The organism is Streptomyces sp. Ac-502 (genome assembly GCF_045222935.1).
In the GTDB taxonomy this organism is placed as follows: domain Bacteria; phylum Actinomycetota; class Actinomycetes; order Streptomycetales; family Streptomycetaceae; genus Streptomyces; species Streptomyces monomycini.
Genome location: NZ_JBHFFO010000001.1, coordinates 8,389,664 through 8,413,870, shown reverse-complemented (window position 1 = coordinate 8,413,870; position 24,207 = coordinate 8,389,664). Strand labels below are relative to the sequence as shown.

At 70.1% G+C, this 24,207-nt stretch carries 17 protein-coding genes and 4 pseudogenes; 5 read left to right on the top strand and 16 right to left on the bottom strand.

Translation table 11 applies throughout. The features are described from left to right. Nucleotides 1–230 precede the first annotated feature (230 nt). Nucleotides 231–356 (bottom strand): hypothetical protein, encoded by a 126-nt coding sequence (locus tag ACEXOX_RS38175; protein ID WP_406526705.1) that lies wholly within the window; start codon nt 354–356, stop codon nt 231–233. An 847-nt stretch (nt 357–1,203) separates the two neighbouring features. On the opposite strand from ACEXOX_RS38175, the gene ACEXOX_RS38170 reads away from it, so the two are divergent. Then, nucleotides 1,204–2,412: an aspartate aminotransferase family protein gene (locus ACEXOX_RS38170; protein WP_406525345.1), complete on the top strand. Its 1,209-nt coding sequence runs from the start codon at nt 1,204–1,206 to the stop codon at nt 2,410–2,412. Nucleotides 2,413–2,572: 160 nt separating this feature from the next. On the opposite strand, the gene ACEXOX_RS38165 is transcribed toward ACEXOX_RS38170, so the two are convergent. After that, on the bottom strand, nt 2,573–3,607 hold the full coding sequence (locus tag ACEXOX_RS38165; RefSeq protein ID WP_406525344.1) for an alcohol dehydrogenase catalytic domain-containing protein: 1,035 nt from the start codon (nt 3,605–3,607) through the stop codon (nt 2,573–2,575). A 281-nt stretch (nt 3,608–3,888) separates the two neighbouring features. Between ACEXOX_RS38165 and ACEXOX_RS38160 the strand changes: the two genes are divergently transcribed. Together ACEXOX_RS38160 and ACEXOX_RS38155 are read left to right on the top strand one after the other, a co-directional pair. Further along, nucleotides 3,889–5,832 carry a primary-amine oxidase gene (locus tag ACEXOX_RS38160; RefSeq protein ID WP_406525343.1) on the top strand — a complete coding sequence of 648 codons (1,944 nt, stop codon included), beginning with the start codon at nt 3,889–3,891 and terminating at the stop codon, nt 5,830–5,832. 193 nt (nt 5,833–6,025) lie between these two features. Next, nucleotides 6,026–7,512: pseudogene (locus ACEXOX_RS38155) on the top strand (pyridoxal phosphate-dependent decarboxylase family protein). Nucleotides 7,513–7,624: 112 nt separating this feature from the next. Here the strand turns inward: ACEXOX_RS38155 and ACEXOX_RS38150 are convergent. From ACEXOX_RS38150 to ACEXOX_RS38095, 12 genes and pseudogenes are all read right to left on the bottom strand, one after another. Continuing rightward, the gene (locus ACEXOX_RS38150) at nt 7,625–8,278 is read right to left on the bottom strand and encodes an NADPH-dependent F420 reductase (RefSeq protein ID WP_406525342.1); all 654 of its coding nucleotides are present in this window, start codon (nt 8,276–8,278) and stop codon (nt 7,625–7,627) included. 73 nt (nt 8,279–8,351) lie between these two features. After that, nucleotides 8,352–9,620, bottom strand: coding sequence for an MFS transporter (locus tag ACEXOX_RS38145; protein WP_406525341.1), 1,269 nt, complete (start codon nt 9,618–9,620; stop codon nt 8,352–8,354). Beyond that, nucleotides 9,617–9,820: an alpha/beta fold hydrolase gene (locus tag ACEXOX_RS38140; protein ID WP_406525340.1), complete on the bottom strand. Its 204-nt coding sequence runs from the start codon at nt 9,818–9,820 to the stop codon at nt 9,617–9,619. The genes ACEXOX_RS38145 and ACEXOX_RS38140 overlap by 4 nt, the downstream gene beginning before the upstream one ends. Next, nucleotides 9,808–10,467, bottom strand: coding sequence for an alpha/beta fold hydrolase (locus ACEXOX_RS38135; protein WP_406525339.1), 660 nt, complete (start codon nt 10,465–10,467; stop codon nt 9,808–9,810). Before ACEXOX_RS38135 ends, ACEXOX_RS38140 begins: the two co-directional genes overlap by 13 nt. Then, nucleotides 10,467–11,009 carry a 6-carboxytetrahydropterin synthase gene (locus tag ACEXOX_RS38130; protein WP_406525338.1) on the bottom strand — a complete coding sequence of 181 codons (543 nt, stop codon included), beginning with the start codon at nt 11,007–11,009 and terminating at the stop codon, nt 10,467–10,469. The genes ACEXOX_RS38135 and ACEXOX_RS38130 overlap by 1 nt, the downstream gene beginning before the upstream one ends. After that, the gene (locus tag ACEXOX_RS38125; protein ID WP_406525337.1) at nt 11,006–14,641 is read right to left on the bottom strand and encodes an SDR family NAD(P)-dependent oxidoreductase; all 3,636 of its coding nucleotides are present in this window, start codon (nt 14,639–14,641) and stop codon (nt 11,006–11,008) included. The genes ACEXOX_RS38130 and ACEXOX_RS38125 overlap by 4 nt, the downstream gene beginning before the upstream one ends. Beyond that, nucleotides 14,638–15,069, bottom strand: a complete 432-nt coding sequence (locus ACEXOX_RS38120; protein ID WP_406525336.1) for a beta-ketoacyl synthase N-terminal-like domain-containing protein — start codon at nt 15,067–15,069, stop codon at nt 14,638–14,640. Before ACEXOX_RS38120 ends, ACEXOX_RS38125 begins: the two co-directional genes overlap by 4 nt. Further along, nucleotides 15,069–15,412, bottom strand: a pseudogene (locus ACEXOX_RS38115) (beta-ketoacyl synthase N-terminal-like domain-containing protein). The gene ACEXOX_RS38120 and the pseudogene ACEXOX_RS38115 overlap by 1 nt, the downstream one beginning before the upstream one ends. A 56-nt stretch (nt 15,413–15,468) precedes the next feature. Further along, entirely contained in the window at nt 15,469–15,840 is a 372-nt protein-coding gene (locus ACEXOX_RS38110) for an acyl carrier protein (protein WP_406525335.1), read from the bottom strand. A gap of 205 nt (nt 15,841–16,045) precedes the next feature. Beyond that, nucleotides 16,046–17,326: an AMP-binding protein gene (locus ACEXOX_RS38105; protein WP_406525334.1), complete on the bottom strand. Its 1,281-nt coding sequence runs from the start codon at nt 17,324–17,326 to the stop codon at nt 16,046–16,048. Continuing rightward, complete coding sequence (gene folE / locus ACEXOX_RS38100; protein WP_406526599.1) at nt 17,317–17,937, bottom strand: GTP cyclohydrolase I FolE; 621 nt, start codon at nt 17,935–17,937, stop codon at nt 17,317–17,319. The genes ACEXOX_RS38105 and folE overlap by 10 nt, the downstream gene beginning before the upstream one ends. Before the next feature lie 147 nt (nt 17,938–18,084). After that, nucleotides 18,085–19,434, bottom strand: coding sequence for a condensation domain-containing protein (locus ACEXOX_RS38095; protein ID WP_406525333.1), 1,350 nt, complete (start codon nt 19,432–19,434; stop codon nt 18,085–18,087). Nucleotides 19,435–19,583: 149 nt separating this feature from the next. Here ACEXOX_RS38095 and ACEXOX_RS38090 point away from each other — a divergent pair, with 149 nt between their 5' ends. Beyond that, nucleotides 19,584–20,258 (top strand): HAD family hydrolase, encoded by a 675-nt coding sequence (locus ACEXOX_RS38090; RefSeq protein ID WP_406525332.1) that lies wholly within the window; start codon nt 19,584–19,586, stop codon nt 20,256–20,258. A gap of 189 nt (nt 20,259–20,447) precedes the next feature. Next, nucleotides 20,448–21,772 (top strand): annotated as a pseudogene (locus ACEXOX_RS38085) (lysine N(6)-hydroxylase/L-ornithine N(5)-oxygenase family protein); the annotation flags it as partial. Nucleotides 21,773–21,879: 107 nt separating this feature from the next. On the opposite strand, the pseudogene ACEXOX_RS38080 reads toward ACEXOX_RS38085, so the two are convergent. Then, nucleotides 21,880–23,654: pseudogene (locus tag ACEXOX_RS38080) on the bottom strand (IucA/IucC family protein). After that, nucleotides 23,651–24,151 (bottom strand): GNAT family N-acetyltransferase, encoded by a 501-nt coding sequence (locus tag ACEXOX_RS38075; protein WP_406525331.1) that lies wholly within the window; start codon nt 24,149–24,151, stop codon nt 23,651–23,653. The pseudogene ACEXOX_RS38080 and the gene ACEXOX_RS38075 overlap by 4 nt, the downstream one beginning before the upstream one ends. Nucleotides 24,152–24,207 lie beyond the last annotated feature (56 nt).

The window sequence follows — 24,207 nt, the reverse complement described above, 5'->3', positions numbered from 1 at the left end:
CGCCTCGCGTTCATCCACTCAGCTCCATGCTTCTCCCCTGCCTCACAGGCAGTCACTCAACGTGCCCTTGGCAGCACCTCCGGCGGCATGACCTCCCGTGCCACCCAGGCCCGCCGCAACGTCACTTCCTGGGGAGAATCTGGGGAGCCGCGTAACGCAGCACGATCCCGAAAGACGCTGAAAGATTAATCCGCGCAGGTCAGGGGCGGGCACAGCCGCATCGATGCAGGTCAGTGCCCCCAGGTGGACAACTTCATGACGTACGTACCGAGATCGTCGGCTTCGACGATCCCCGGAAGTGACCCGCCCTCACGCAACGGCGTGACGTGGCGGGTCGCGATGAGTCCGGACAACATGCGGAACAGGCTACGTCTTGGGCTTCGTCGTCGCTGGTCAGCGACGGATGGAGAATCCAGCACGCCAAGACCAGGTGCACAGCTGAACGAACAGCTGAGTGAACTGTACTGAGATTTGTACAGTCCCTGATGCCAAGGTTACGGTCCTGGCGAAGGAGAACCACCGGAACCATGGCAGCACCCGTACATATCAGGCCGAGGCCGGCTGCGGCGAGCATGCAGCGTGCTCGCGACGCCGGATGCGAGGAATACAGGCGACTCCACGAGGGGGCAGGGGAGTCTCGGCGAGCGAACGCGGACCTCGAAGCGGCCGGTGTGCGCTTCGCCGTGAAGGCCGGCCATGAGTGCGTACGACGAAGTCACGGCTGAGCTCTGAACGGTACGACCGAGGCACCGGCCTCGGCGTGCCGCGGCGCCGTGGCACAGGGGCCGTGGCAGCACACCGAGCAAGTCCAGCGAGCGGCTCCCGGCCGGTGAGCCGCGCAGAAGGAGAACGGCTTCGCTCCGCATCCTGATCGAGTACGGCGAGGGCTTCGGCAGCGCCGGTGGTTCACCTCTTCAATCCGCTGATCCAACCACTACCGGACTTCACGGAATGCGGAGCGGCTCAGACCGCTCCCCCACCCGTCGTGGGAACTGGAGAAACAGACATGACCGTCATTCCTGACCCTGGCCTGGCGCCGACCGACCGCCCGGACCAGGCCGACCTGCCAGCCCCGTCGGTGACCGGGCCCCTGCCGGGCCCGCTCAGCGCCGCCCTGCTGCGCCGGCAGGAGGAGCGCGAGTCCAACTCGCGTTCCTATCCGCGCCGGCTGCCCATCGCTGTCCGCCGGGGGCCGGCAGCTACGTGGAAGACCTGGACGGCAACGTCTTTCTCGACTTCCTCAGCGGGGCCGGCGTGCTCTCGCTCGGACACAACCACCCTGAGCCGCTGGCGGCCGCGCACGCCCAGCTGGACGAGTTCGTCCACGGTCTCGACTTCCCCACACCGGTCAAGGACGAGTTCACCGAGCTGACCATCAGTATGCTCCCCGAGTCCATGCGGTCCCGCACGAAAATCCACTTCTGCGGGCCGACCGGCGCCAACGCCGTGGACGCGGCCCTGAAACTGTGCAAGACCGCCACCGGCCGCGAGGACGTCATCGCTTTCCAGGGAGGCTTCCACGGCGCGACCCTGGCGGCGATGACCGTCTCCGGCCTGGTCGAGCAGAAGGAGCCGGTGCGCGGCCGAATGCCTGGCGTGCACTTCTTTCCGTACTCCTACTGCGCCCGCTGCCCGCTCGGCCTCAAGCGGGAGACCTGTGGGACCAACTGTGCCGAGTACCTGGAACGGGCGCTCAGCGATGCCAACGGCGGCATCCCGTTGCCGGCCGCGGTGCTGCTGGAGCTGGTGCAGGGCGAGGGTGGTGTCATCCCTGCCGAGGTGGAGTACGTCCAGCGGGTGCGCGAGCTGTCCCGGAGACTGGACGTCCCGCTGATCGTGGACGAGGTCCAGACAGGTTGCGGCCGTTCCGGCACCTGGTTCGCCTTCGAGCAGTACGGCATCGAACCCGATGTCGTCGTCGCCTCCAAGGCGCTCAGCGGCATGGGCCTGCCGGCTGCCGTCATTCTCTACGACAAGAAGCTCGACGTGTGGCAGCCCGGTGCGCACAGCGGGACCTTCCGCGGCAACCAGCCTGCCTTCGCCGCCGGGATCGCGACCATGAAGGTGGTCCGGCGCGACGGTGTGCTCGACAACGTCCGCGAGCGGTCTCGGCAGCTCATGGACCACCTCAGCGCCCTGCGCGAAGTCAGCGCCTGGGTTCACGACGTACGCGGCCTGGGGCTGATGATGGGCGTCGAGCTGGCCGATCCGGAAACTGGTCGACCCGCTGCCGAGCTGGCCAAGAAGGTCCAGTGGGAGGCTGTCAGCCGCGGGCTGATACTCGAACTCGGTGGCCGTGCCGACTGTGTGGTGCGCATGCTGCCACCGCTGAACTGCACGGAAGAGGAGATCGACCACGCCGGCCGGATCCTGCGCGAGTCCCTCCTAGCCGCGCTCGCCCAGGCCGTGTGAACGCCTGCCGCGCCGCCGCAGGTGCCGGGCAGCCCGTGGGCAGGGTCCCGCGCCGGCTGTCCGACCTCGGCGTCCAGAACGGCAGGAGAAGAAGCCACTTGCTGCCCGGTGCGAAGCAGCCGCGTACCTGCTTGGGCCGCGAACCCGGGCAGAGTGGGGATCAGGGGCGAAGGAGGACCTTCAGAGCCTCTCGGGCGGCCATGGCGCGGTAGCCCTCGGGCGCCTCCTCCAGGCCGACGGTGCGGTCGAAGACCCGGCCGGGGCGCACCCGGCCTTCGAGCACGTCGGGCAGCAGCTCGTCCATGTAGGCGCGGGCGGGCGCCACGCCGCCGGTGAGCGTGACATTGCGGTTGAAGACCTCAAAGCCGATCGGGCCGGTCTCGTACCGCGGCACGCCCACCCGGCTGACCGTGCCGCCGGCCCGCACGACGCCGAGCGCGGTCTCCAGTGCGGTCAAGGTGCCCACGCACTCCAGGACGGTGTGGGTGCCGTGGCCTGCGGTCAGTTCACGCAGGCGCTCGACGCCCTCCCGGCCCCGTTCCGCGACCACGTCGACGGCGCCGAAGTCGCGCCCCAGGCCGGTACGCTCGGCGTGCCGGCCCATCAGGACGATGTACTCGGCGCCGAGCCGCCGGGCGGCGAGGACGGCCGAGAGGCCGACCGCGCCGTCGCCGATGACCGTCACCGTCGTACGCGGACCGACTCCGGCACGCAGGGCGCAGTGATGACCGGTGGGGAACACGTCGGACAGCGTCAGCAGCGAAGGCAGCAGTTCGGAGTCCGCCGCCACGGGCAGCTTCATCAGAGTGCCCTGCGCCCATGGCACCCGCACGGCCTCCCCCTGCCCGCCGTCCACGCCGTCGAGGCCCCACAGGCCGCCTCGCGGGCAGGACGTGTGCAAACCATCGGCACAGAAAGAACAGACATTGTCGGCGTACACGAAGGGCGCGACCACCAGATCACCGCGCCGCAGCGCGGTGATGTCCGAGCCCGTCTCCTCGACGACGCCGATGAATTCATGGCCGATGCGATACCCCTGTGCGGAGGCGGGCATGGCGCCGAAGTGCAGGAGGTCGCTGCCGCAGATCCCCGAGCGCAGCACACGGACGATCGCATCGGTGGGCGCTTGCAGCCGGGGGTCAGGAACGTCCTCGACGCGTATGTCCTCAGCGCCGTAGATCAAAGTTGCTCGCACCGGCCAATTCCTATCACGACCCTGTCGCCCAACTCCGACCGAGCGTGGTCGCCGTACGTCCGGAGGCTTCGCAAGCCCTTTGAACTGGTTCTTTCCGGTGGGCTTGGATAGAGTCGCTGACCGGCTTGGATGGAGTTGCCTGCGCACCCGGTCGTGAAGGCGCTTGCGTAAGCGGGGTAGCTTCGGATGGGCAGAGCCCTCCAATTCGGCAGGTATCCCGCCCGCCGAACAGCCGCCACGGGCCTCGTCCTTCTACCTCCTCGAAAAGGTGTAGTTCTTTCGTGACCGACCGTATACCGACCCCGGTTCCCCCTGCCCATCCGATCGCTCTGCTCACCACCGAGGAGGTGCACGCGACGCGCGCCATTCTGGAGGAGGCGGGGCGGCTGGGACCCACCGTGAGGTTCGTTTCCGTCATTCCGGAGGAGCCGGGCAAGGCGGAATTGCGGGCGTTCGTTCCGGGCGGACCGGTGGACCGGATCATGCGGGTGCAGTTGCTGGACCTCGCCGACAGCGCATCGTTCGAGGCGCTGGTCTCGGTCACGCACGGCACGGTCGTTTCCTTTGAGCGGATAGACACCGTTCAGGAGGGCCAGCTGCCCATCCTGAACGAGGAATTCGTGATCGTGCAGGAAATCCTCAACGCCGACTCCCGGTGGCGCCAGGCTCTGGCGCGGCGCGGGCTCACGACGGAGACCGTGCTGGCGACGTCGCTCTCGGCGGGGCACTACGGCATCGCGGAAGAAGCCGGGCACCGTATCGTCCGCGCCTTCGGCTTCAACCAGCCGCGCAAGGGTGACCAGCCGTGGGGGCACCCGATCGACGGACTGGTCGCCTACATCGACCTGACGGACCGCAAGGTACGCGAAGTCATCGACCACGCGGTGGTCCCCGTACCGCAGGACCCGGGCAACTTCCACGATCCCGAGTACACCGGGCCGTACCGTACGTCGCTGAAGCCGATCGAGATCACGCAACCTGAAGGGGTCAGCTTCTCGGTGGAGGACAATGTCGTCCGCTGGGAGAACTGGACCCTGCGGCTCGGCTACAACGTGCGTGAGGGCTTGACGCTGCACGACATCTCGTTCTTCGACAAGGGCCAGAGCCGACAGCGCTCCGTGGTCCACCGCGCGTCGATCGCCGAGATGATCGTCCCCTATGCCGATCCCTCGCCGACGCGCTTCTGGCAGAACTATTTCGACCAAGGCGAATATCTCTTCGGCCGGTACGCCAACTCCCTGGAACTCGGCTGCGACTGCCTCGGCGAGATTCATTACACCGATGCCGTGATCGCGAACGAGGACGGCAGCCCGTGGACCATCCGCAACGCGATCTGCATGCACGAGGAGGACTATGGCGTGCTGTGGAAGCACACCGACCTCGTGCTCGGTGTCCACGAGACCCGCCGCCAGCGGCGCCTGGTGATTTCGTTCTTCACCACGGTCGGCAACTACGACTACGGCTTCTACTGGTACCTGTACCTCGACGGCACGATCGGGTTCGAGACGAAGGCCACCGGAGTGGTCTTTACCTCCGGCTACCAGGAGGAGCGCGGTGAGCACGCCACCGAGATCGCTCCGGGCCTCGGGGCGCCCTTCCACCAGCACCTGTTCTGTGCCCGGCTCGACATGGCCGTGGACGGTGACCGCAACGCGGTCGACGAGGTCGAGGTGACGCGGCTCCCGTTGAGCGCGGAGAACCCGTACGGCAATGCCTTCGGTCGCCGGGCGACCCGGCTGGTCTCCGAACAGCAGGCGACGCGCGACGCGTGTCCGGCCCTCAACCGGGAGTGGCACGTTGTCAACCCGGGGTCTCTCAACTACCTCGGCCATCCCGTCGGCTACGCGCTCGTACCCGAGGGCCTGCCGCCGCTGCTCGCCGACGAACAGTCGTCCATCTCGGCCCGCGCGCGCTTCGCCCGGCACCACCTCTGGGTGACCCGGCACGCCGACGACGAGCGTTACCCGGCCGGTCACCTGGTGAACCAGCACCCCGGTGGCGCGGGCCTGCCCGCCTGGACGGCGGCCGACCGCTCCATCGACGGTGCGGACATCGTGCTGTGGCATACCTTCGGCCTCACGCACTGGCCCCGTCCCGAGGACTGGCCGGTCATGCCGGTGGACACCGCTGGCTTCACCCTGAAGCCGGTCGGCTTCTTCGATCGCAACCCCACTCTCGACGTCCCGCCCAACAGCAACGGTCGCGGTTGCCACGGGACCGCTTGAGGCCGTCAGTCGCAGCCGTATCCGTATCCGGAGCGGCGACCAGCGTGGTGCGCCGCGGCGCGCATCCCAACCGCCCGGCCGGTACGAGGCGGTCGCGTCGCGGCGTGTCCGCACCGGCGTCGGCGGGGCGGCCGTCCGTCCCGCCGGGAGCCCGCATAACCGCCGGCTATCTCGATCTTTGAGGACTTATTCCATGGACAGCAGGGCACACCTGCTCAACAGCCACAGCGTCGAGCACTACCAGGAGTCCGTCGCCGCAGGGGCCGAACGGGTGGCGCGGTCGGTCGCCGCGGCGAAGAAACCCTTCAGCGGTACGACGCCCGACGCACTGGCTCCCCTAGTCGACGCCGTCGACCTGGACGTGCCGTTGGGGAGCGTCGCGGACGCCCTCCATGAGCTGGAGGGGCTGTACCTCCGTGACGCCGTCTACTTCCACCACCCCCGCTACCTGGCCCACCTGAACCCCCCGGTGGTGGTACCCGCCGTGGTCGGTGAGACGGTGCTGTCCGCCCTGAACTCCTCGCTGGACACTTGGGACCAGAGCGCCGGGGCGACCCTGATCGAACGGCGGCTGGTCGACTGGGCCGCGCGACAGGCCGGCTTCGGACCAACTGCGGACGGGGTGTTCACCAGCGGGGGACCCAGTCCAACCTGCAGGCCATGCTGTTGGCTCGCGAGGAGGCGTGGCACCGCGCGACGGCCGCCGACCCGCGCCTAGAGCGGGCGGACGTGCTACCGCGCCTGCGCATCCTGACCTCGGAGTACAGCCATTTCAGCATCGTCAAGTCGGCCACCCTCCTGGGGCTCGCGGAGGACTCCGTCATCGCGGTGCCGTGCGATACCGACCGCCGGATGCGCGCGGACGCGCTCGCTGAGCAGATAGCCGGGTGCCGCGCCGCAGGGTTGCTGCCCATGGCTGTCGCCGCCACGGCCGGGACTACCGACTTCGGCAGCATCGATCCACTGCCCGAGATGGCCGCGCTGTGTGCGCGGGAGAGGATCTGGCTGCACGTGGATGCCGCCTACGGATGCGGCCTGCTCGTGTCCCGGCAGCACCGGTCCCGTCTGGCGGGCGTCGAGCGGGCCGACTCCGTGACCGTGGACTTCCACAAGTCCTTCTTCCAGCCGGTCAGTTCCAGCGCGCTCGTGGTACGTGACGGGCGCACGCTGCGGCACGTCACGTACCACGCCGACTACCTCAACCCGCGCCGCAGCGTGCGCGAACGCATCCCAAACCAGGTCGACAAGAGCATCCAGACCACCCGCCGGTTCGACGCCCTCAAGCTGTGGATGACCCTGCGCGTCATGGGCGTAGACGCCATCGGAGAACTCTTCGACGAGGTGGTCGCTCGAGCGGCAGACGCCTGGCGACTGATGGACGCCGACCCGCGCTTCGAGGTCATCACCGAGCCGCGTTTGAGCACCCTCGTCTTCCGCTACATGCCCGGCACGGACGCGGGCATCGCGCCGGAGATCATCGATGAGGCAAACCTGTACGCACGCAAGGCCCTGGCTGCGGACGGCGACGCGGTCGTGGCCGCCACCGTGGTCGACGGGCGGCACCACTTGAAGTTCACTCTGCTCAACCCGGAGACCTCGCTGCACGACATCGCCACCGTACTGGAACTGGTGGCCGGGCACGCGCAGCGATACGTGGACCGGGCCGCGAACGGCGGATGAGCGAGTGCCGCACCGAGTGTTCTCCCCTTGGGGGCGCGGCGTGACGGCAAGGGGCCGGGCCGGACGGGGACTCCGTCCGGCCCGGCCCCTTCGTTCGCCGGGCGGCTCGCCCTCAGCGGACGATCTTGAAGCCGAACATGTGCGTGCCCACGGCCGCCGAGGTATCGATCCACATGCGCAGCATCATCTCCGTGGCGCGGGCGGACCGGATGCCACCGAGATCGAGGACGTCCTTCCAGCCCAGGGAGGTGAGCAGTTCGCTCACCACGGCCTTGGCGGAGGCGTCGTCGCCGCTGACGAAGACCGTATGGTCGCCGTCACCGATCAGCGCGGGCGCCGTCATGGCCTGTGCCGACAAGGTGTTGAGCGTCTTGACCACCTTGGACCGCGGCAGCGCACGCTGCAGGCGCTCGCCGAGGCTGTCGGTGTTGACCGGGTCGAGGACGGCATCCGGGACGGACCAGTCGAACGGGCTCGACACGTCCACGACGACGCGGCCCACAAGGGCCGGGGCAAGCGGGGTGAGCGCCGCGACGCACGATGGGCCGTCGATCGCGTTCACCACCAGGTCGGCCCCCGGCACCGCGTCAGCGAACGTACGCAGTTCCAGGGCGGGGTACCGGCTGGCCAGCCGCGCGTACGCCTTGTTGGCTTCCAGCGTGGTGCGGGGCGAGCGGGTTCCCACGACCACGTCGTGGTCCAGGGACAGCAGTTCAGGGGCGAGGGCGTGGCACACGGCACCTGTTCCCAGCAGGGCTATTCTCATCGGCTTGCTTTCGTTCGAAGGAGCTGCGGCAGGGGGCCGACGGGCCGGGCGGACCGGGCCCGCCGTCTCACGGTCAGTCGACACTCCTGATGGAGCGGGTACCGACCAGGGAGAACATCAGGACCGCCGCGGCGAGCTGGCCGACGACGATGAGCGTCGCCGCTGGGTAGTACTGCGCCAGCCAACCGGACAGACCGTATCCGATCGGCATCAGGGACTTGGTGCCGAACATGTTGATGGCGAAGACGCGGGAGAGCTTGTCCCGGTCCACGACGTCCATCAGCAGGGTCTCCCACAGCGCGTAGCCGAAGCCGCTGAGCACCCCACGTACGAGGCAGATGGCCAGCGCCGCCCCGAGGGAGGTGGACAGGGCCATGAGTGCGCACAGCACGTGCGCCAAGGCCCAGGCGGTGTAGATGAGCACGGCTCGGCGCCGCCCGGGTTGCAGCCTGGCATACAGATAGGCGCCCAGGGCGGTCCCCGCGCCGATGGTCGTGTTCAGCGCTCCCAGCGCACTGGTCCCCGCGCCCAGTTGGTCCTCAACCAGCTGGGGAAGCAGGGTCTGAGTCGGTCCCTCCGCCAGCAGCAGCGCCACGGCGGCCACGGGGATAGAGATCAGCAGGGGCACGGAGAAGATGTAGCGTGCCCCCTCCGCGATGTCGCGCAGTGCCCCGCCGGGACGCTGCGGCCCCTCGGCCGGGCGCGGCTCCTCGGGGAGCTCGAGCAGCATCGCGGTGACGAAAGCGACCAGGAACGAGAACGCCGTCAGCGCCAGGACGGCCGCAGGTCCCGCCCAGCCGTACAACGCCCCGCCGACCAGCGGGCCGCACACGCCGCACACCGCGCGGACGAAGCCCAGCGCGGCATTGGCCGACCCGATGAGGTGGACGGGCACGGTGCGGGGCACGAGACCGCTGAACGCCGGGGAGAAGAACCCGTCGAACAGTCCGGTCACGGCGGCGAACACGGTGAGCAGCGTCAGGTTCGTGCGGTCCGTGAGGGCCAGCACCGCCAGGGCACTCACGGCGAGGAACCGTCCGCAGTCCGAGACGATCATCATGCGCCGCCGGTCCCGCCGGTCGGCGACCGCGCCGCCCAGCAACAGCGTGGCCACCGTGGACAGGGCAACCGCCCCGAGCACCGTTGCCGAGGCCCCGGCTCCGCCGCCGAGCTGGTACGCGTACCAGGACAGCATCGTGAGATAGGCGCCGTAAAACAGCATGGACAAGCTCTGGCCGGCGACGAGCAGGCGGAAGCTCGGGACCGTGAGGGCTGCGAAGGACGTGGAGCGGCCGGTGGACTTCCCAGTCTCCGGGGCGGACTCCGTCAACGGCGCCGTCATGCGGACCGGCCGGATGGTTCGGCGGTCACCCGGGCGCACCAGGCCGACAGCTCGGCGGCGGTCTCCCGTGGGCTGTCCACGTGCGGTGAGTGCCCGGCGCGTGCCACGGTGCGGTACGTGCCGTGGGCAGCGCGCTCGGCCAGTTCCCGCGCCAGGCCGCCTGGGAGCATCGCCGACAGCGCACCGTTCAGTACCAGCACGGGGCACCCGGCCGTGTCGAGGAATGTGCCGACGGCGCGGGCCCGTTCCGCGGCCAGCAGCTCGGCCCCCGGTGGGCGGGCGGGCAGGGCCGCAGGCCGCCCCCAGCTCGTGCTCGCGCCCGCGATGGCGCGCAGCGTGGTGGGCGCGGCGAGCGGATACAGACGCCGCAGCTCCTCCACCGCGTCCGCCGGGTCGGTGTCGCCGGGCACCAGGTCCGGGGCTCCGGCCCGGGGGTGGTGCGGGTCATGCCGAGGTGCTCAGGTACGGGGTCCACCAGCATGGCCGCCCGGAGGCCGGAGCCGGGGGTGGCTCCGGCGCTCAGGAGGGCCGCCGGCGCCCCTGCCGAGTGCCCCACGACCGCGCGCGCGCCGTGCCGGGCCGCGGCGTCGGCCAGCAACCCCGCCAGCTCGACGAGCCGGTCGTACGACCCGCGCGGCGCCGTGCAGGCCGCCGATAGGAGGGGCATGTCAGCGGCAAGCAGGGCGGTGCCGTCCGCGGCCAGCCAGCGGGCGACCGGAGTCCAGTAAGCACCGGTCTGCCCAAGGCCGGGCAGCAGCAGCCAGCGCCGTCGCGCCGGAAACGACCTCTGCGGCAGTACGGGGCGGAGCACCGCGCCGCCGGCGGCGCGGTGGGTCGCGTGCGGCATTACACCGGGCCGCTTTCGGCGGGGCGGAGCACCACGGCGTTCTTGCGGCACTCGCGCGCCTCGACGCGGGAGATCCACACCCGGCCGCCGGTGCTCTCCTGGATGAGGCGGCCCGCCTCCTCCAGCACCCAGGCGGCGGCTCCCTCCATCCCCGTGTGCTTCATGACGCGCAGGTCCACCACGCCACGCTTGGCGAGTTCCTCGAACATGGCTCGCTCGGGGTCGTTCTCCGCGACCAGGGTGGTGTGGTCGAACTGGGAGGCCAGCAGGGCGCGTACACCCTTGAGGGCGCTGAAGTCCACGACGAAGCCGGTGGCTGGGTCCAGTGCGGCACAGGCGAATTCGATCTCGAACGTCCGCTCGTAGCCGTGCAGGAACGCGCACTTGCCCTCGTGCGCCCAGGAGCGGTGGCAGCACGGCAGGTCGTCGAAGAGTTTGGTCACCGTGAACGCCGCCGCCGCGTGCGGCGCGAGCGGCGCCGCCCCCGCGTCGGTGCTAGTGGCGCACCGGCATTCCGGTGCGGTGAGGTCTGGCGTGGTCATCGGGTTCCTTCCGGGGTGATGCGGTGCCGCAGCCGACGGATCTCCGCTGCCGTCTCGGCGATCGTCGGGTTGTCGAACATGGTGATGACGGAGAGGACGACTCCGAACCGCAGGCTGAGCCGGTGGGTGACCGTCACACCGAGCAGGGAGTCACCGCCCAGGGCGAAGAAGTCGCTGGCGGGTGTCAGGTCCTTGGCGCCGAGCACCTCCTGCCACACCTCGGCGATGCCCTGCTCGACATCGTCGGCCGGGTCGCCTGCCGAGGCGTCCGGGGCGGGCGCGGCGGCAGCCACGGAGCCGGACTGCCGGTCCACCGGTTCGCGCACCCACTGGTCGATGCGGCGCTCGAAGTCCGCCGTGGAGATCAGTACCTGGTGCGGCACGGCCATGTGCATCAGCCGGCTGTAGAACTCCTGGCCCTCGCTCGGTCGGATGGCGATCTCCGCCACCACACCGAAGTCGGGGGAGGCGAAGGACGGCGACACCACGGACTGGTGCACGGTGTCGTCGTCGCGCTCGCGGAAGATCCAACCATCCCAGTTGACCGTCATCCACGGGACGTCCTGATTACGGTGCCGCTCCGCGAAAGCGTCCATGAAGGCGTTGCCCGCGGTGTACGCGTAGAAGCCGAGCCCGCCCAGGTGCGAGGAGAGCGAGGACTGCATCAGTACGAAGTCCAGCTTGCGGCCCCGCAGGAACTCCGCGAGCACCAGGGTGCCCTCGACCTTGGGGCGCAGCCGGCGCACACAGTCCTCGCGGCCCGTGTCATCCAGGCCGCGGAAGGCACGCTGGGTCTCGAAGACACCGGCGGCGTGCACGACTCCGTCGAGGCGCCCGAAGCGGGCGTCAATCGCATCGAACAGCTCGGCGGTCTGTTCACGGTCGGCGGCGTCACAGCGCGCGACCATGACCTCGCCGCCCAGCCCCACCAGCTTGCGGATGCGGGCCACGCGTTCAGCGAGTGCCGGATCTTCCACCGGGGTGTCCGCCCCGTCCTCCCACAGGGCGGCGTCCGGCACCGCTTCCATACCGGTCAGCACGAGCCGGGCCCGGCAGGTGGTGACCAGGTACTCGGCCAAGGTCATGCCGATGCCGCCCAGGCCGCCAGTGATCAGATAGACGCCTTCCTCGCGCAGCCGCAGCGGCAGTTCGCCGGCGGGTACGGCCGGGAGGTCGTCGCGTTCGTATGAACGCACCCAGCGGGTGCCGTGGCCCAGCGCGACCGTGGGGTCGGCCGAGGTGGTAAGCAGTTCCGGCAGGACCTCCGCTACGAACGCGTCGTCGGGGATGCCGGTGACATCGACCGTACGGGCGGACATCGCGGGGAAGTCCTGCGGGATGACCAGGCCGGGACCGGCCAACAGGGCGCGCTCGGGAACGACATCTGCCGGATCGGTGGAAACCGGATGCATGCCCGTGGCGATGATGTCCAGGTGGACGCGGCGCGACCCTTGGAGCAGGCCCAGCTCCTGGACCGTGTACAGCAGCGTGTAGAAGCCGCTTTCGTACTCGGTGTCCAGCGTCGCGAGGCGGCTGTCGAGCGTGCCCCCATCGACGACCTCGCCGCGTCCCCACAGGTGCACCACGCGGTCCACCGGGCGCCGTTCCGGAGCCAGGGCGCGGATCATCCCCTTGACCGAGTCCTCGTCGCCCGGGCGGACGGTGACCGCCCCAGGCGCGTCGGCGGACGCGGCGCCCTCGCGCAGTACGAGCACGCAGTCCACGCCCAGGGCGGCGAGCCGGTCGACCAGTTCGGTGCCGGGCCTGTCGCCGTCGGCGAAGACCAGCCAGCGCTGGCCGTCCACGTCCTGCGTCGTGACGTTGCGACGCCTGTTGCGCCAGCTCGGGTAGTACACCCAGCGGTCGATCGACTTTTCGCGGCGCACCACGCGGCGCCCGGCGGTCTCCGTGACCACGGGGGCGGCAGCGGGATCCTTCACGTACATCTGGCGGTTGAAGGCGCGGGTGGGCAGCCGGACGATCCGGGCCTCGGTGTCCGCGGGGCTGGCGCTCACATCGACGGGCAGGCCACCGACCCACAGGGCCGCCAGGGCCCTGAGGTAGGCGGTGCGCGTCCGGGCACCGGCCGGAAGCAGCCGTACGACGTGGACGGCACCCTCGGCGGCCGACTCCACGCAGCGCCCGAGGAAGCCGTCGGGGCTGAGGTCGACCACGGTGCAGCCCCCGGTGGCGGCCAGGGCGGCAGCCTCACGGACGACGGCGGTCAAATCGAGCGGGCCGCACAAGTGGGCCGGCCAGTACCCGGCATCGATCCGCGGACGTCCCGCGACCGTGGTGACCAGGCTCTCGACGGCGCGCGCCGGCACCGTGTCGGCGAGCGTGGCGAAACGCTCGGCGACAGGGGTGAGCAGCGCGGAGTGGTAGGGCACGGCCAGGTCGAGGATCCGGTGCAGATGGCCGGCGGCGCTCAGGCGCTCGCGCACGCCGTCGACGGCTTCGGCCGCCACGGACAGGACGTGCCGGTCTTCGGCGAGCGTCACGGCCGGGACGGTGCCGGGCAGCACCTCGTCGATCTGCTCGCGCGTCAGGCGTACGACGAGCATGGTCCCGGCCGGCGCGTCGGCCAGCAGCCGCGCCCGTTCGACGACCAGCCGCAGGACGTCGGCGGACGAAAGGGCCCCGGCCGCCGCCGCGGCGGCGTACTCACCCAGCGAGTACCCGGCCACCCGGTCCGCCACGAGGCCGCGGGCGAGCAGCTGCTCGTACAGCGCCAGCTCGACGGCCACGTGCATGGCCTGGGCAACGGTCTGGTCCGGCTTCGCGTCCTCGGAGAGGGCCTCGGCGAGCGCGCCCGCTTCCGGCGTCAGCTCCCTGACCGTGCTCCACATCCCGTCCAGGGCAGCGGTGAACACCGGCTCCCAGCCGTACAGGGCACGGGCCTGCGGCAACAGGTCGCTCCCCTGTCCCGGCAGCAGGAGCAGCACGCGAGAACCCGGTCGCCGCCAGCCCTCGACGAGGTGCTCTGTGGCCCCCTGCAGTCCCTCCGCCAGGGCCTCACGGTCGTCACCGACCACGGCCATGCGGTACGCGTGCTCGTCACGGCCCCGGTCGAGGGTGTGAGCGACGTCGGCCGGGTGCGGCGCGTCGGCGGCGGTCAGCCGGTCCGCCACGAGCCCCGCGGTGGCGAGGCAGGCGTCGGGGTCGGCGGCGGACACCTTCAGCACGTACGGACCGGGGCGTGCGCCGGACGGCTGCGAGGCCGGGTCGGCACCGCGTACCAGTACGTGCACGTTGGTGCCGCCGAAGCCGAAGGAGCTGATGCCCGCGACGCGGGCCGCGGGCGGCGCGGTCAGCTCCTCGGCCTCCCGCGGCAGCCGCGCCCCCAGACCGAGGGCGGCGTCCATGTACTCGCGGAGGTTGGCCAGCGGCGGGATGACGCCGCGGGCCACGACCTCGCACGCCTTGATGAAGCCGATGACGCCGGCGCCGACGCGCAGATGCCCGAAGTTGGCCTTCGCCGAACCCAGCGGCGGCAGCGGTGCGCCGCCGAAAGCCTGTGCCAAGGCGTTGAGTTCGCTGCGGTCGCCCAGCTGCGTGCCGGTGCCGTGGCACTCCAGGTAGCTCACCTCGTCCGGGCGTACGTCGGCCGCCGCCAGCGCCTGCTGGATCACCTCCGCCTGGCGGGTCGACCGGGGGCCGTGAACGACGCCTTCTCGGATCCGTCGTTGTTGACCGCCGAGCCGGCGAACACCGCGCGGACCGGCCAGCCGCGTTCCCTGGCGACCTCCAGGTCGGCGAGGAGGACCAGGCCGCCGCCGGAGCCGAAGACGGTGCCGCTGGCCTCGGCGTCGAAGGGACGGCAGACGCCGTCCCTGGACATGATGCCGCCCTCCTGGTGGAGGTAGCTGGTGGGCTGCGGGAACTCGATGTCCATGCCGCCCGCCAGGGCGAGGTCGCACTCACCGGCCTCGATGGCCTGGGCGGCGACGTGGACGGCCAGGAGCGAGGACGAACAGGCCGAACCCACGGACAGGGCAGGGCCGGTCAGACCCAGCTTGTAGGCGATCCGGGTCGCGGCGTAGTGGCCGTCGCCGCCCATCAGGGCAGAAAGGTCGTCGGCCTCCCCGCTGCCGGGGTGCGGGTGTTGAGCAGGTAGCCGCTGAGCCCCGTGGCGGCGTAGACGCCGATGTCGTGCGGGAGGCCGTCGACGCGGACGCCGGCCGACTCCAGCGCCTCGACGGCGCATTCGAGCAGCAGTCGCTGCTGCGGGTCGATGTCCGTCGCCTCCCGGGGGAGTAACCGAAGTGACCGGCGTCGAACGCGCCGAAGTCCCGCAGCACGCCATAGGCGTGCACCCGCCCGCTGGTCGTGGCACCGACGTTCGTGGACGCCCGCGTCACGGTGTCCTGTCCGGCGATGACCGCGTTCCACAGGTCTTCCACCCGGCTGCCGCCGGGCACCCTGCAGGCGTATCCGATGACGGCGATTGCCCGACCATTCACTGGTTTCCTCCAAGCCCGCTGCCGGGCCCCTGTCCGTTCTGTTGACGTGCTTGCTGGGCTGCCCGCGCAGCCCGTCTGCGGTCGGCCCTGGACCGCTGTGCATTGTGGGTCGCCGACGCCGACGCCGACGCTTCCCGGAGGCCCCCGGGAAGCGGCCGTTCCCCGGCCGCCCGCTGCTGTGCGAGCCGGTTGATCTGCGTCCGGATGCGCGGCGCGTCGAGCAGTTCGGCCGCGGTCACGGTGCGGCCGAGCACTCGGGAGAGCCGCGCGGCGGCGGTCACCACTCCAAGCGAGTCGACGCCCGCTTCGAAGAGGTTGGTGTCCGGGTGGACGCCCGCGCCGAGGATCTCCTCCCAGACGGACCGCACGGCGGACGCGACGTCCCCCGCGGCGGGGGTGCCCCGGCCGGTGGCTGGGGCAGCCTGCGCATGTCGACCTTGCCATTGGGCAGGCGGGGCAGCTCCTCGCACAGGTGGAGCCGCAACGTGACCGGGGCGCCCAACGCCGCGACGGTCGCCCTGCGGATGCGGGTTGCGACGTGCGGTTCGCGTCCCACAGGCACCGCCGCGACGGTCAGGCACTCCTGCGGTGCCGTGCCGTCCAGTTCGAGTGTGCCGGGGGCCGCGGAGACCTCCGTGACGTGCCCGGCGGCAAGCAGTTCCCGCTCCACCACGTCGAGTGCCACCCAGCGTCCGGCCACCTTGACCCGGCGTCCTCCGCGTCCCACGACGTACAGTCCGCCGTCCTCCCGCCAGCGGCCGATGTCGCCGGTGCGGAAGGCCGCGGGCCCCCGTCGGGGCTGGGCGCGGTAAAGCGCGCCGCGGTCTGCTCCGCGTCCAGGTATCCGGCGGCGACCGTTGGTCCCGACACCCAGATCTCCCCGGTGGCGGCGGTGTCCGCGCAGGGCACGGTCCGTCCGTCCGGGCCGCGCAGCGTCACCTCCACCCCGGGCAGGGGGTGCCCGACGTAGCCGTTCATGGCCGCCTCGACGTCCGCCGCGGTGATCCGGCTGACCGTCACCTGCCCGGCGGTCTCGGTGGCGGCGTAGGTGTTGACCATGTACGTGTGCTCCGCCCCGGGCAGGGCGAAGAAGTCGGCCAGCTGGGTGCGGTGGGCCGGTTCGCCGCTGAGGATGACGTGTGTGGGCGCGCAGGCACCGGACTCCTGCAGCCTCTGAGTGAGCAGGGTGAGTTCCGAGGGGGTCAGGCAGAGCACCTGGCCCGCGTCGTCGTCCGCGAGGCCGTCGTGCAGCGCGGTGCAGGTCAGGGGGCGTTCGCGGGGGACGATGTCCAACTCGCCGCCCAGCGCCAGCGACCCCAGGACCTCGCACATGGTGTAGCCGAACGTCAGCGGGTGGAACTGGGTCCACCGCAGGCCGGAAGGGACGTGCGGGGCCAGGGCCGTGCGCAGCGAGCCGAAGACGTGCCGCAGTCCGGTCCGGGTGACCACGGGCTCCTTGGGAGCGCCCGTGCTGCCGGATGTGGTCATCACGTAGGCGGCGTCCGGCGGCAGTACGGCCGCGCCCCGGAGTATCCGCCGGGTGCCGGGGCCGCCCCCGGCGCCGTCCGCCAGCGGTACGAAGGCCACTTCGGCGGCAAGCAGCGCGAGCAGTTCGACGATCGTGGCGACGGAGCGCTCCGTACTGAGCGGCACGAGGGAGCCCGGTCCAAGGCCCCGCGCGCGCAGTTCTGTGCCGCGGTACCGGACGCGCTCGCAGAGTTCACCGTACGTCACGGCCCCGGAGGCGTCCCTCAGCGCGGTGCGCCCGGGCTCCGGCAGCCGGGCGGCCGGCGGGGTGCCGAGGCAGAGTGCCAGGACGTCCCCGTGATGCGGGGTGCGGTCCATCACTGCCATCCCGCCGGCGCCTGGCCGGAGCCCTCGGCCCGCTGCATGAACTCCGCGCGGCGCGCCGGGTCGTCGCGCAGAACGCCCCGGGTCGCCGATGTGGTGGTCCAGGAACCGATGGCCCGCACGCCTCGGATGGACATGCAGGTGTGCTGCGCCTGGACGACTACGCCTGCGCCCTGTGGGGCGAGTTCGTCGACGAACCAGTCGGCGACCTGGTTCGTCAGGCGTTCCTGGATCTGCAGTCCGCGGGCGCGGGCCTGTACGACGCGGGCGAGCTTGGACAGCCCGAGCACGCGGCTCCCCGGAATGTATCCGACGTGCGCAACGCCGAAGAAGGGCAGCAGGTGATGCTCGCACAGCGAGTGGAAGGGAATGGAGCGCACCAGCACCAGTTCGTCGCAGCCGTCCTCGTTCGGGAACGTGGTGGCCTTGAATTCGTGCGGTGACAGCAGTTCACGATAGGCGGCCGCGACGCGGCGCGGAGTGTCCGCCAGGGATTCACTGTCGAGGCTGACTCCCAAGCTCACCAAGAGAGCCGCGACCGCTTCTTCGGCGGGGTCCTTGGCGCTAGCCGTACCGTTTTCGCCAGCGAAATCACCCGGCGCCGGAGCGGTAATGTGTGCGCCTATGTCCGTCTTATCCATAGTGGTGCTCATAGTGAATTTCCTGGTCGGTGGCATGAGGGCTGCACCGCTCTCCGGTTCCGTTGGGAGCGACGCGGGGAATATGTGAACTCATGGAAGCGCGTGGGTCGCAGCCGGACGTCACCACACGAGATCCTCGACCACAGCCGTTAGCGTCTCCTCGTAACGGCGGACGACGCGCGCCGCCGTCCGGGGCGTGTACAGATCGGTGTTGTACTCCAGCTGGCCGCTGATTCCCTCGGCCCGCACCCAGAGATTGAGCGTCATGTCGGCCTTGCTGGCGCGCTGGTCGAACGGCCGACGCTCGACGGTGGCATCCCCCAGCCGCAGATCGGTGTGCGGATGGGTGTGGCAGATGAACAGGGTCTGGTAGAGATAACGTGGCAGCGCTTCCTCGCCGTACCTCTCCAGGAGTTCCTGATAGACGTTCCGCAGCGGGATCGCCTGGTTCTGGACCGCGCCTGCGAGGAGGTCCGCCGTGGTGTGCAGCAGATCGCGAGTGGGGGTCGCGGTCGGCAGCCGCTGACGCAGCACATGCGTGTTGATCAGGAGCCCCACGCAGTCCCGGGCTCCGGGCCAGCCGCGGTTCGCCAGCGGCAGCCCGACAGCGACATCCTCCTGCCCGGAGAGCTCGCGCATCAGCAACTGGTATCCGAGCATGGCCACGGCCGTGGGCGTCACCCGCTCGCTGCGGGCGACCTCCCTGATGTGCCTGGCCAGCGCGTCCGGCAGCTCGAAGTCGCACCGGTCCCCCGCGAAGGAGAGGCCGTCGGGCGCCGGGTGATCGTACGGGACGGTGGTGCCCTCGGGCGTGTGCCGCAGCCGACGGACCCAGTGGTCGGTCATGCGGCCGGCCTCAGGGGAGGCCAGCCATTGCCGCTGGTGTTCGGCGAAGTCGCCGAACTGGCGCACGCCGTCGGCCGTGGGCAGAGGGCGGCCGGCGCGCGCCAGGTCGTAGGCGTCCGCGAGGTCATGGAGCAGGACGCCCATGGACCAGCCGTCGAACACCAGGTGGTGCACCACGATCACGAGCACGTGTTCGTCGGGCGCCATCCGGTAGAGCGAGAAGCGTACCGGGGGTGCGTCGGTGAACGAGAAGAGACGGGCGGATTCGGTGGTCACGGCCTCTTCGAGGAGCGCCGTCCGCTCATCCGGTGTCCGCGCTGAGAAGTCGTGCGTGGCCAGGACGCCGGATACCGGCGGCAGGACCATCTGCTGTACGCCTTCGGGCGATTCGGCCAATACCGTCCGCAGGGCGTGATGGCGGTTGACGACCGCGTCGACCGCCGCCATGAGGGCCGGTATGTCGAGCGGACCCCGGATGTCGTACACACTCTCGATGTTGTAGGCCCTGGACGCGTCATCGGAATCCCGTATCAGCGACCAGAGATCCTCTTGGATCACGGACGTCGGACGGTTTTGCCGCTCAATCAGGTCCAGTTGACAACGGGGCGGCTTCGCCTCCGTCACCTGCTGTGTTTCTTGCGGCCTCACACGTCTCCCCGAAATCGACTAGCCGGATGATCTTACCTCACCGTCCAGCGGGACACCTTGCAGGCCACCGCCCCGGCAGCACCCCGAACTCCTTGATGGCGAGCCATTGCCACTAGGGTACGGATGTGAATAGCCCTATTGACATCGTCATATTTGACTGCGACGGAGTCCTGGTCGAGAGCGAATGGCTCGCGGCGCGCATCCAGGCGGAACTCGGTACGGAAATGGGCTGGCCCTTGTCACCGGCCGAGGCCGCCGCGCGCTTCCTGGGCTTGTCGGCCGAATCCATTCGCACGCAGATAGCCGCACACCTTGGGGCCGATGCCGCGCACACCTGGTGGGAGCGCTTCATGGAACGCTACCGCCGGGGTGTCGACGCGGGCCTGGCGCCACCGGTCGACGGTCTGACCGAGGTGCTGGACGACCTGACCGTACCGTTCTGTGTCGCGTCCAGCGGCAGTCACGAAAAGATCGCGTACTCATTGCACCGCGCCGGGCTCTACGACCGTTTCGCGGGCCGCCTGTACAGCGCCACCGACGTCGCCCGGGGCAAGCCGGCGCCCGACCTTTTCCTGTACGCCGCCGAGGCCATGGGGGCCGACCCGGCTGCCTGTGCGGTCGTCGAGGACAGCCCCGCCGGGGTCGCGGCCGCCCGCGCGGCGGGCATGCGGGTGTTCGCCCGCACCTCGGGCCTGTGTCCCCCCAGCCGACTCTCCGGAGCCCGCACCATACTATTCGGCGACATGCGTGACCTGCCCGGACTCTTCGGCCGGGGCCCGCGGCACGGAGCGGAAGAATGACCGTCCCGGCCGGGCTCCCCGGCCCGGGGACGGCCCGGCCGGTCATCGTCCGGGCAGGGCAAAGCGCCCGCACCGAGCTCCCTCGGGACCCGGTCCCGCACCACGGCAGCCACTGACCGGGGGTGCCAGCGCGTCACCCAAGGCGCGGACGGCGCCCGGCCATCGTGTATATCGTTCTGGAGGACAAGAATGACCATGTACGGCGAGGAAGAAACCCTCGATCTGCTGGGGGTGGGCATCGGCCCGTTCAACCTCTCCCTCGCTGCTCTCGCCGACGGCCTACCGGGGCTGCGCACCGCCTTCCTGGAGCGCCGCGCGGACTTCCACTGGCATGCGGGCATGATGATCGAGGGCTCGACCCTTCAGGTCCCGTTCCTCGCCGACTTGGTCACGCTGGCCGACCCGACGAGCCCGTGGTCCTTCCTGAATCACATGCGCACCCGAGATCGCCTCTTCCCCTTCTACGTGGCCGAGCGCTTCCACATCCAGCGGTCCGAGTACGACGCCTACTGCCGCTGGGTCGCCGAGCGATTGCCGTCGTGCCGTTTCAACCACACCGTGGAGGTAGTGCGTTGGGACGAGCGCCGCGCGGTGTTCGCCGTGGACTACACTCGGACCGACGGCGGCGTCAAGGCGAGCGGGCGCCTCTTCACCCGGAACCTCGTCCTGGGCGTCGGCACCGCCCCCCACATACCGGAACCGCTGCGTCCGCTGGCCGAGGACGACGCGGCGGCGGTCTGGCACTCCGCCGACTACCTCCCTCACCGGGAGCGGCTGCTGGCGGCGGACCACGTCACGGTCGTCGGCTCCGGACAGTCCGGCGCGGAAGTCTTCCTCGATCTGCTCCGCAACCGGCCGCCGGGCCGCGAACGCCTCACTTGGATCGCGCGCACCGCCGCCTTCGCGCCCATGGAGTACAGCAAGCTGGGCTTGGAGCACTTCATGCCTGACTACACCCGCTATTTCCGCGAATTGGCGGAGCCGGTGCGCGACGCGCTCCTACCGCAGCAGTGGCAGCTCTACAAGGGCATCAGCGGTGACACCCTCGGCGACATCCATGACGAGCTGTACCGGCGCGCTCTCGACGGGGGTGGCCGGACGTGGTGCTGACTCCCGGTGTCGAGGTGCGATCCGCGCACCGCGGGGGTGGGCGGATCGAACTGCGTGTCGAGCACGCTCAGCAGTCGGACGGCGCGAGCCTGGTCACGGACGCCGTAGTGCTGGCCACCGGCTACGCCGAGCGCCAGGTCGGCACGCTGCTCGAACCGCTGGCGCCCCACCTGGCCAAGGACGCTTCGGGACGGCCGCTGGTGGACGCGGACCACCGCCTCGTCCTGCACGGCGGCGTCGGCGGCTCCGTCTTCGTCCAGAACGCCGAACGCCACACCCACGGCGTGGGCGCGCCCGACCTCGGCCTGGCCGCGTGGCGCAGCGCCACCATCCTCAACGCGCTGACCGGCGGCCGGGCCTATCCGCTGCCCGAACGGACCGCCTTCACCAGCTTCGGGCTGGAAGGCATCCGGGGGCCGGTTCCGGAGCAACCGTGGCAGCAGGTGGCGTCTCGGCCGAGTGACGCCCGGGGGCCGCGGTGCCGCCGGTGCCGCGGCCCGATGAGCGAGCGTCAGGCGAGGGGATTGCGCAGGGTGCCGGCGAGTTGCACACTGCCCGCGGGATCCGTCAGATCCACCATCTGCGCGTTGTCGCGCAGCTGGAGCCGGTTGTGGCACGACAGCGGGAACTCCGGCGCGAACATGTCGTACCTCTGGAACACCTCCCGCAATTCGGGGTGGGAATCCTGGTACTCCGTCACGCACTCGGCGACCCCGCGCCAGAAGTCCGCCTCTGCCAGCACGCCCTCGGCATCGAGGGCCGCGGACAGGAACCGGAAGAACCCGTCGAAGACATCGGTGAAAATCGGCAGAATCTTCTGCTCTTCGGGAAGATCCACCCTGATGCGCTCGACCGCCGGGGAAGCTCCATCTCCCCGTCCATCACAATGATCTCCTCAGCGATGTCCTTGAAGATCACGCGGGAGACGCAGTCGTTGTCGTCGAGCACGAGGATGACATTCTCACCGTGCGGCATGAACGCCAGTGAGTAGGCGTAGTAGCTGTGCAGCAACGGCGCCAGGTAGGCACGCAGGTAGCGGCGCAGCCACGCGACAGGGGCGAGGCCGGACGCCGCGATGAGCGCCCCCGCAACGGAGTGCCCGTCGCGGTCGACATGGAGAAGGCAGGCCATGGTGGCGAGGCGCTCGCCGTCGCGGAGGGACGGCACCGGGCTTTCCCGCCACAGTGCCGCGAGCATCTTTCGGTACGGGCTATAGCGGTCGGTGGCGGCCTCGTACTCCAGGTGCCGGTACCCGGTCGCCGCCAATTCCCGGATGATGGAAAGGCCGGTCGAGCGGAAGTAGTCGTCCTTCTCGATCAGTTCGGCGAGCCAGTCGTTGATCGCGGGCGTCGCCGCCATGTAGGCCGCGGAAAGCCCCCGCATGAAGCCCATGTTGATGACGGAGAGCGCCGTCTTGACATAGTGCTTGCGCGGTTCCGTGCGGTTGAAGAACGTGCGGATGGACTGCTGGGCAAGATAGTCGTCGTCGCCTTCCCCCAGGTACACGAGGTGTTCCCGGGCCACCTCCGAGACGAAGGTCACCGACAGCTTGTTCCGCCACTGCCACGGGTGGACGGGCATGAACAGGTAGTCGTCGGTGTCCAGGCCACGACGGCGCAGGACACCACGGAACCGGTCGAGGGTGCGCTCGCCCAGCTCGGCGCGAAGCAGCTCCTCGTAGTCGACGCCGGAACCGGCGGTGAAGGCAGCGCGGTCACGGCGGGCCGCGAGCCAGACCAGGCGCACGGGCGCGGCCGTTTCGGGTGCGTACGCGAGGTAGTCGGGCCCTCCGAAACCGAGACGACCGCTGTTGGCCACGAAACAGGGGTGTCCCTGGGTCATGCCGCTCTCGATGTCCTGGAATCCGGCGCGGGCCAGTTCGACGGCGGTGGCGGCGCGCTTGGCGGCCTTGTAGCAGTTGCCGGCAAGGGTGGAGGAGATCTCCTCAAGGTAGACCGGGAGTACCGTGTCGCTCAGCCCCAGCACACCGCGCAGCTCACCGAAGAACTCCAGGGCGTCCAGAGGAAGACTCTTGCCGTTACAGGTGTGCAGGCGGGTGATCGAGGCCGGGTCGACCTGCCAGTGGTTCAGCGCCAGTACCCGTGCCTCGTAGACGTAGGCCACACATCCGTCGTCGCTGAGCACGCGGTAGCGGTCGTCGCCGAGCTTCTCCGGGGCCAGCAGGCGTTCATGGGCGAATTCGGAAAGCGCCTTCTGTATGAGGGCACGGCCGGCCCGCGCCCAGGCGTCGGGGGTCAGGTGGGCCGTGTCGGTGTCGGTGGTCATGTCCTCGTTCCTCGGGTGACGGTGAACTGCTCGCGGGTGCAGAAGCTAAGCAGCGCTCTTTTCTCGGGCTTGTCGATCTCTCGCTCCGGCACGAAACCGACCGTGGCGTTCAGCACGTGCACGGCGGTGTTGCGCACGTCCGGCTCGACCACGACGCGGCGCACCGCCGGAGCAGCGAAAAGGAATTCCATGACAGTGCGGATCACGGCACGGGTGAAGCCGGCTGTGCGGACATCGGACGGGGCCGTGAGGAAATGCATGCCCACATCGCCGGGCCTGGCCTCGTACAGACCGCGCAGTTCAACCTCGGCCGGGTCGTAGCGTTCCGCGAGGAACGCCGGGACCCCGCGGTGCAGACCGATGAACGCTTCGTGGTGCGGTGACACCGCAATCTCCGTGTACGCCGCCACGACGTCTTCCGGCCGAGCGTCCTGCATCATCCAGAAGACGGACTTCGGATGCGTCAGCCAGCGGTGCAGCAAGGGCCCGTCGGTCACCGGGTCGAGCGTGCGGAGGAAAACTCCCCCAGGACCGGATGGACCGTGGAGAAGAC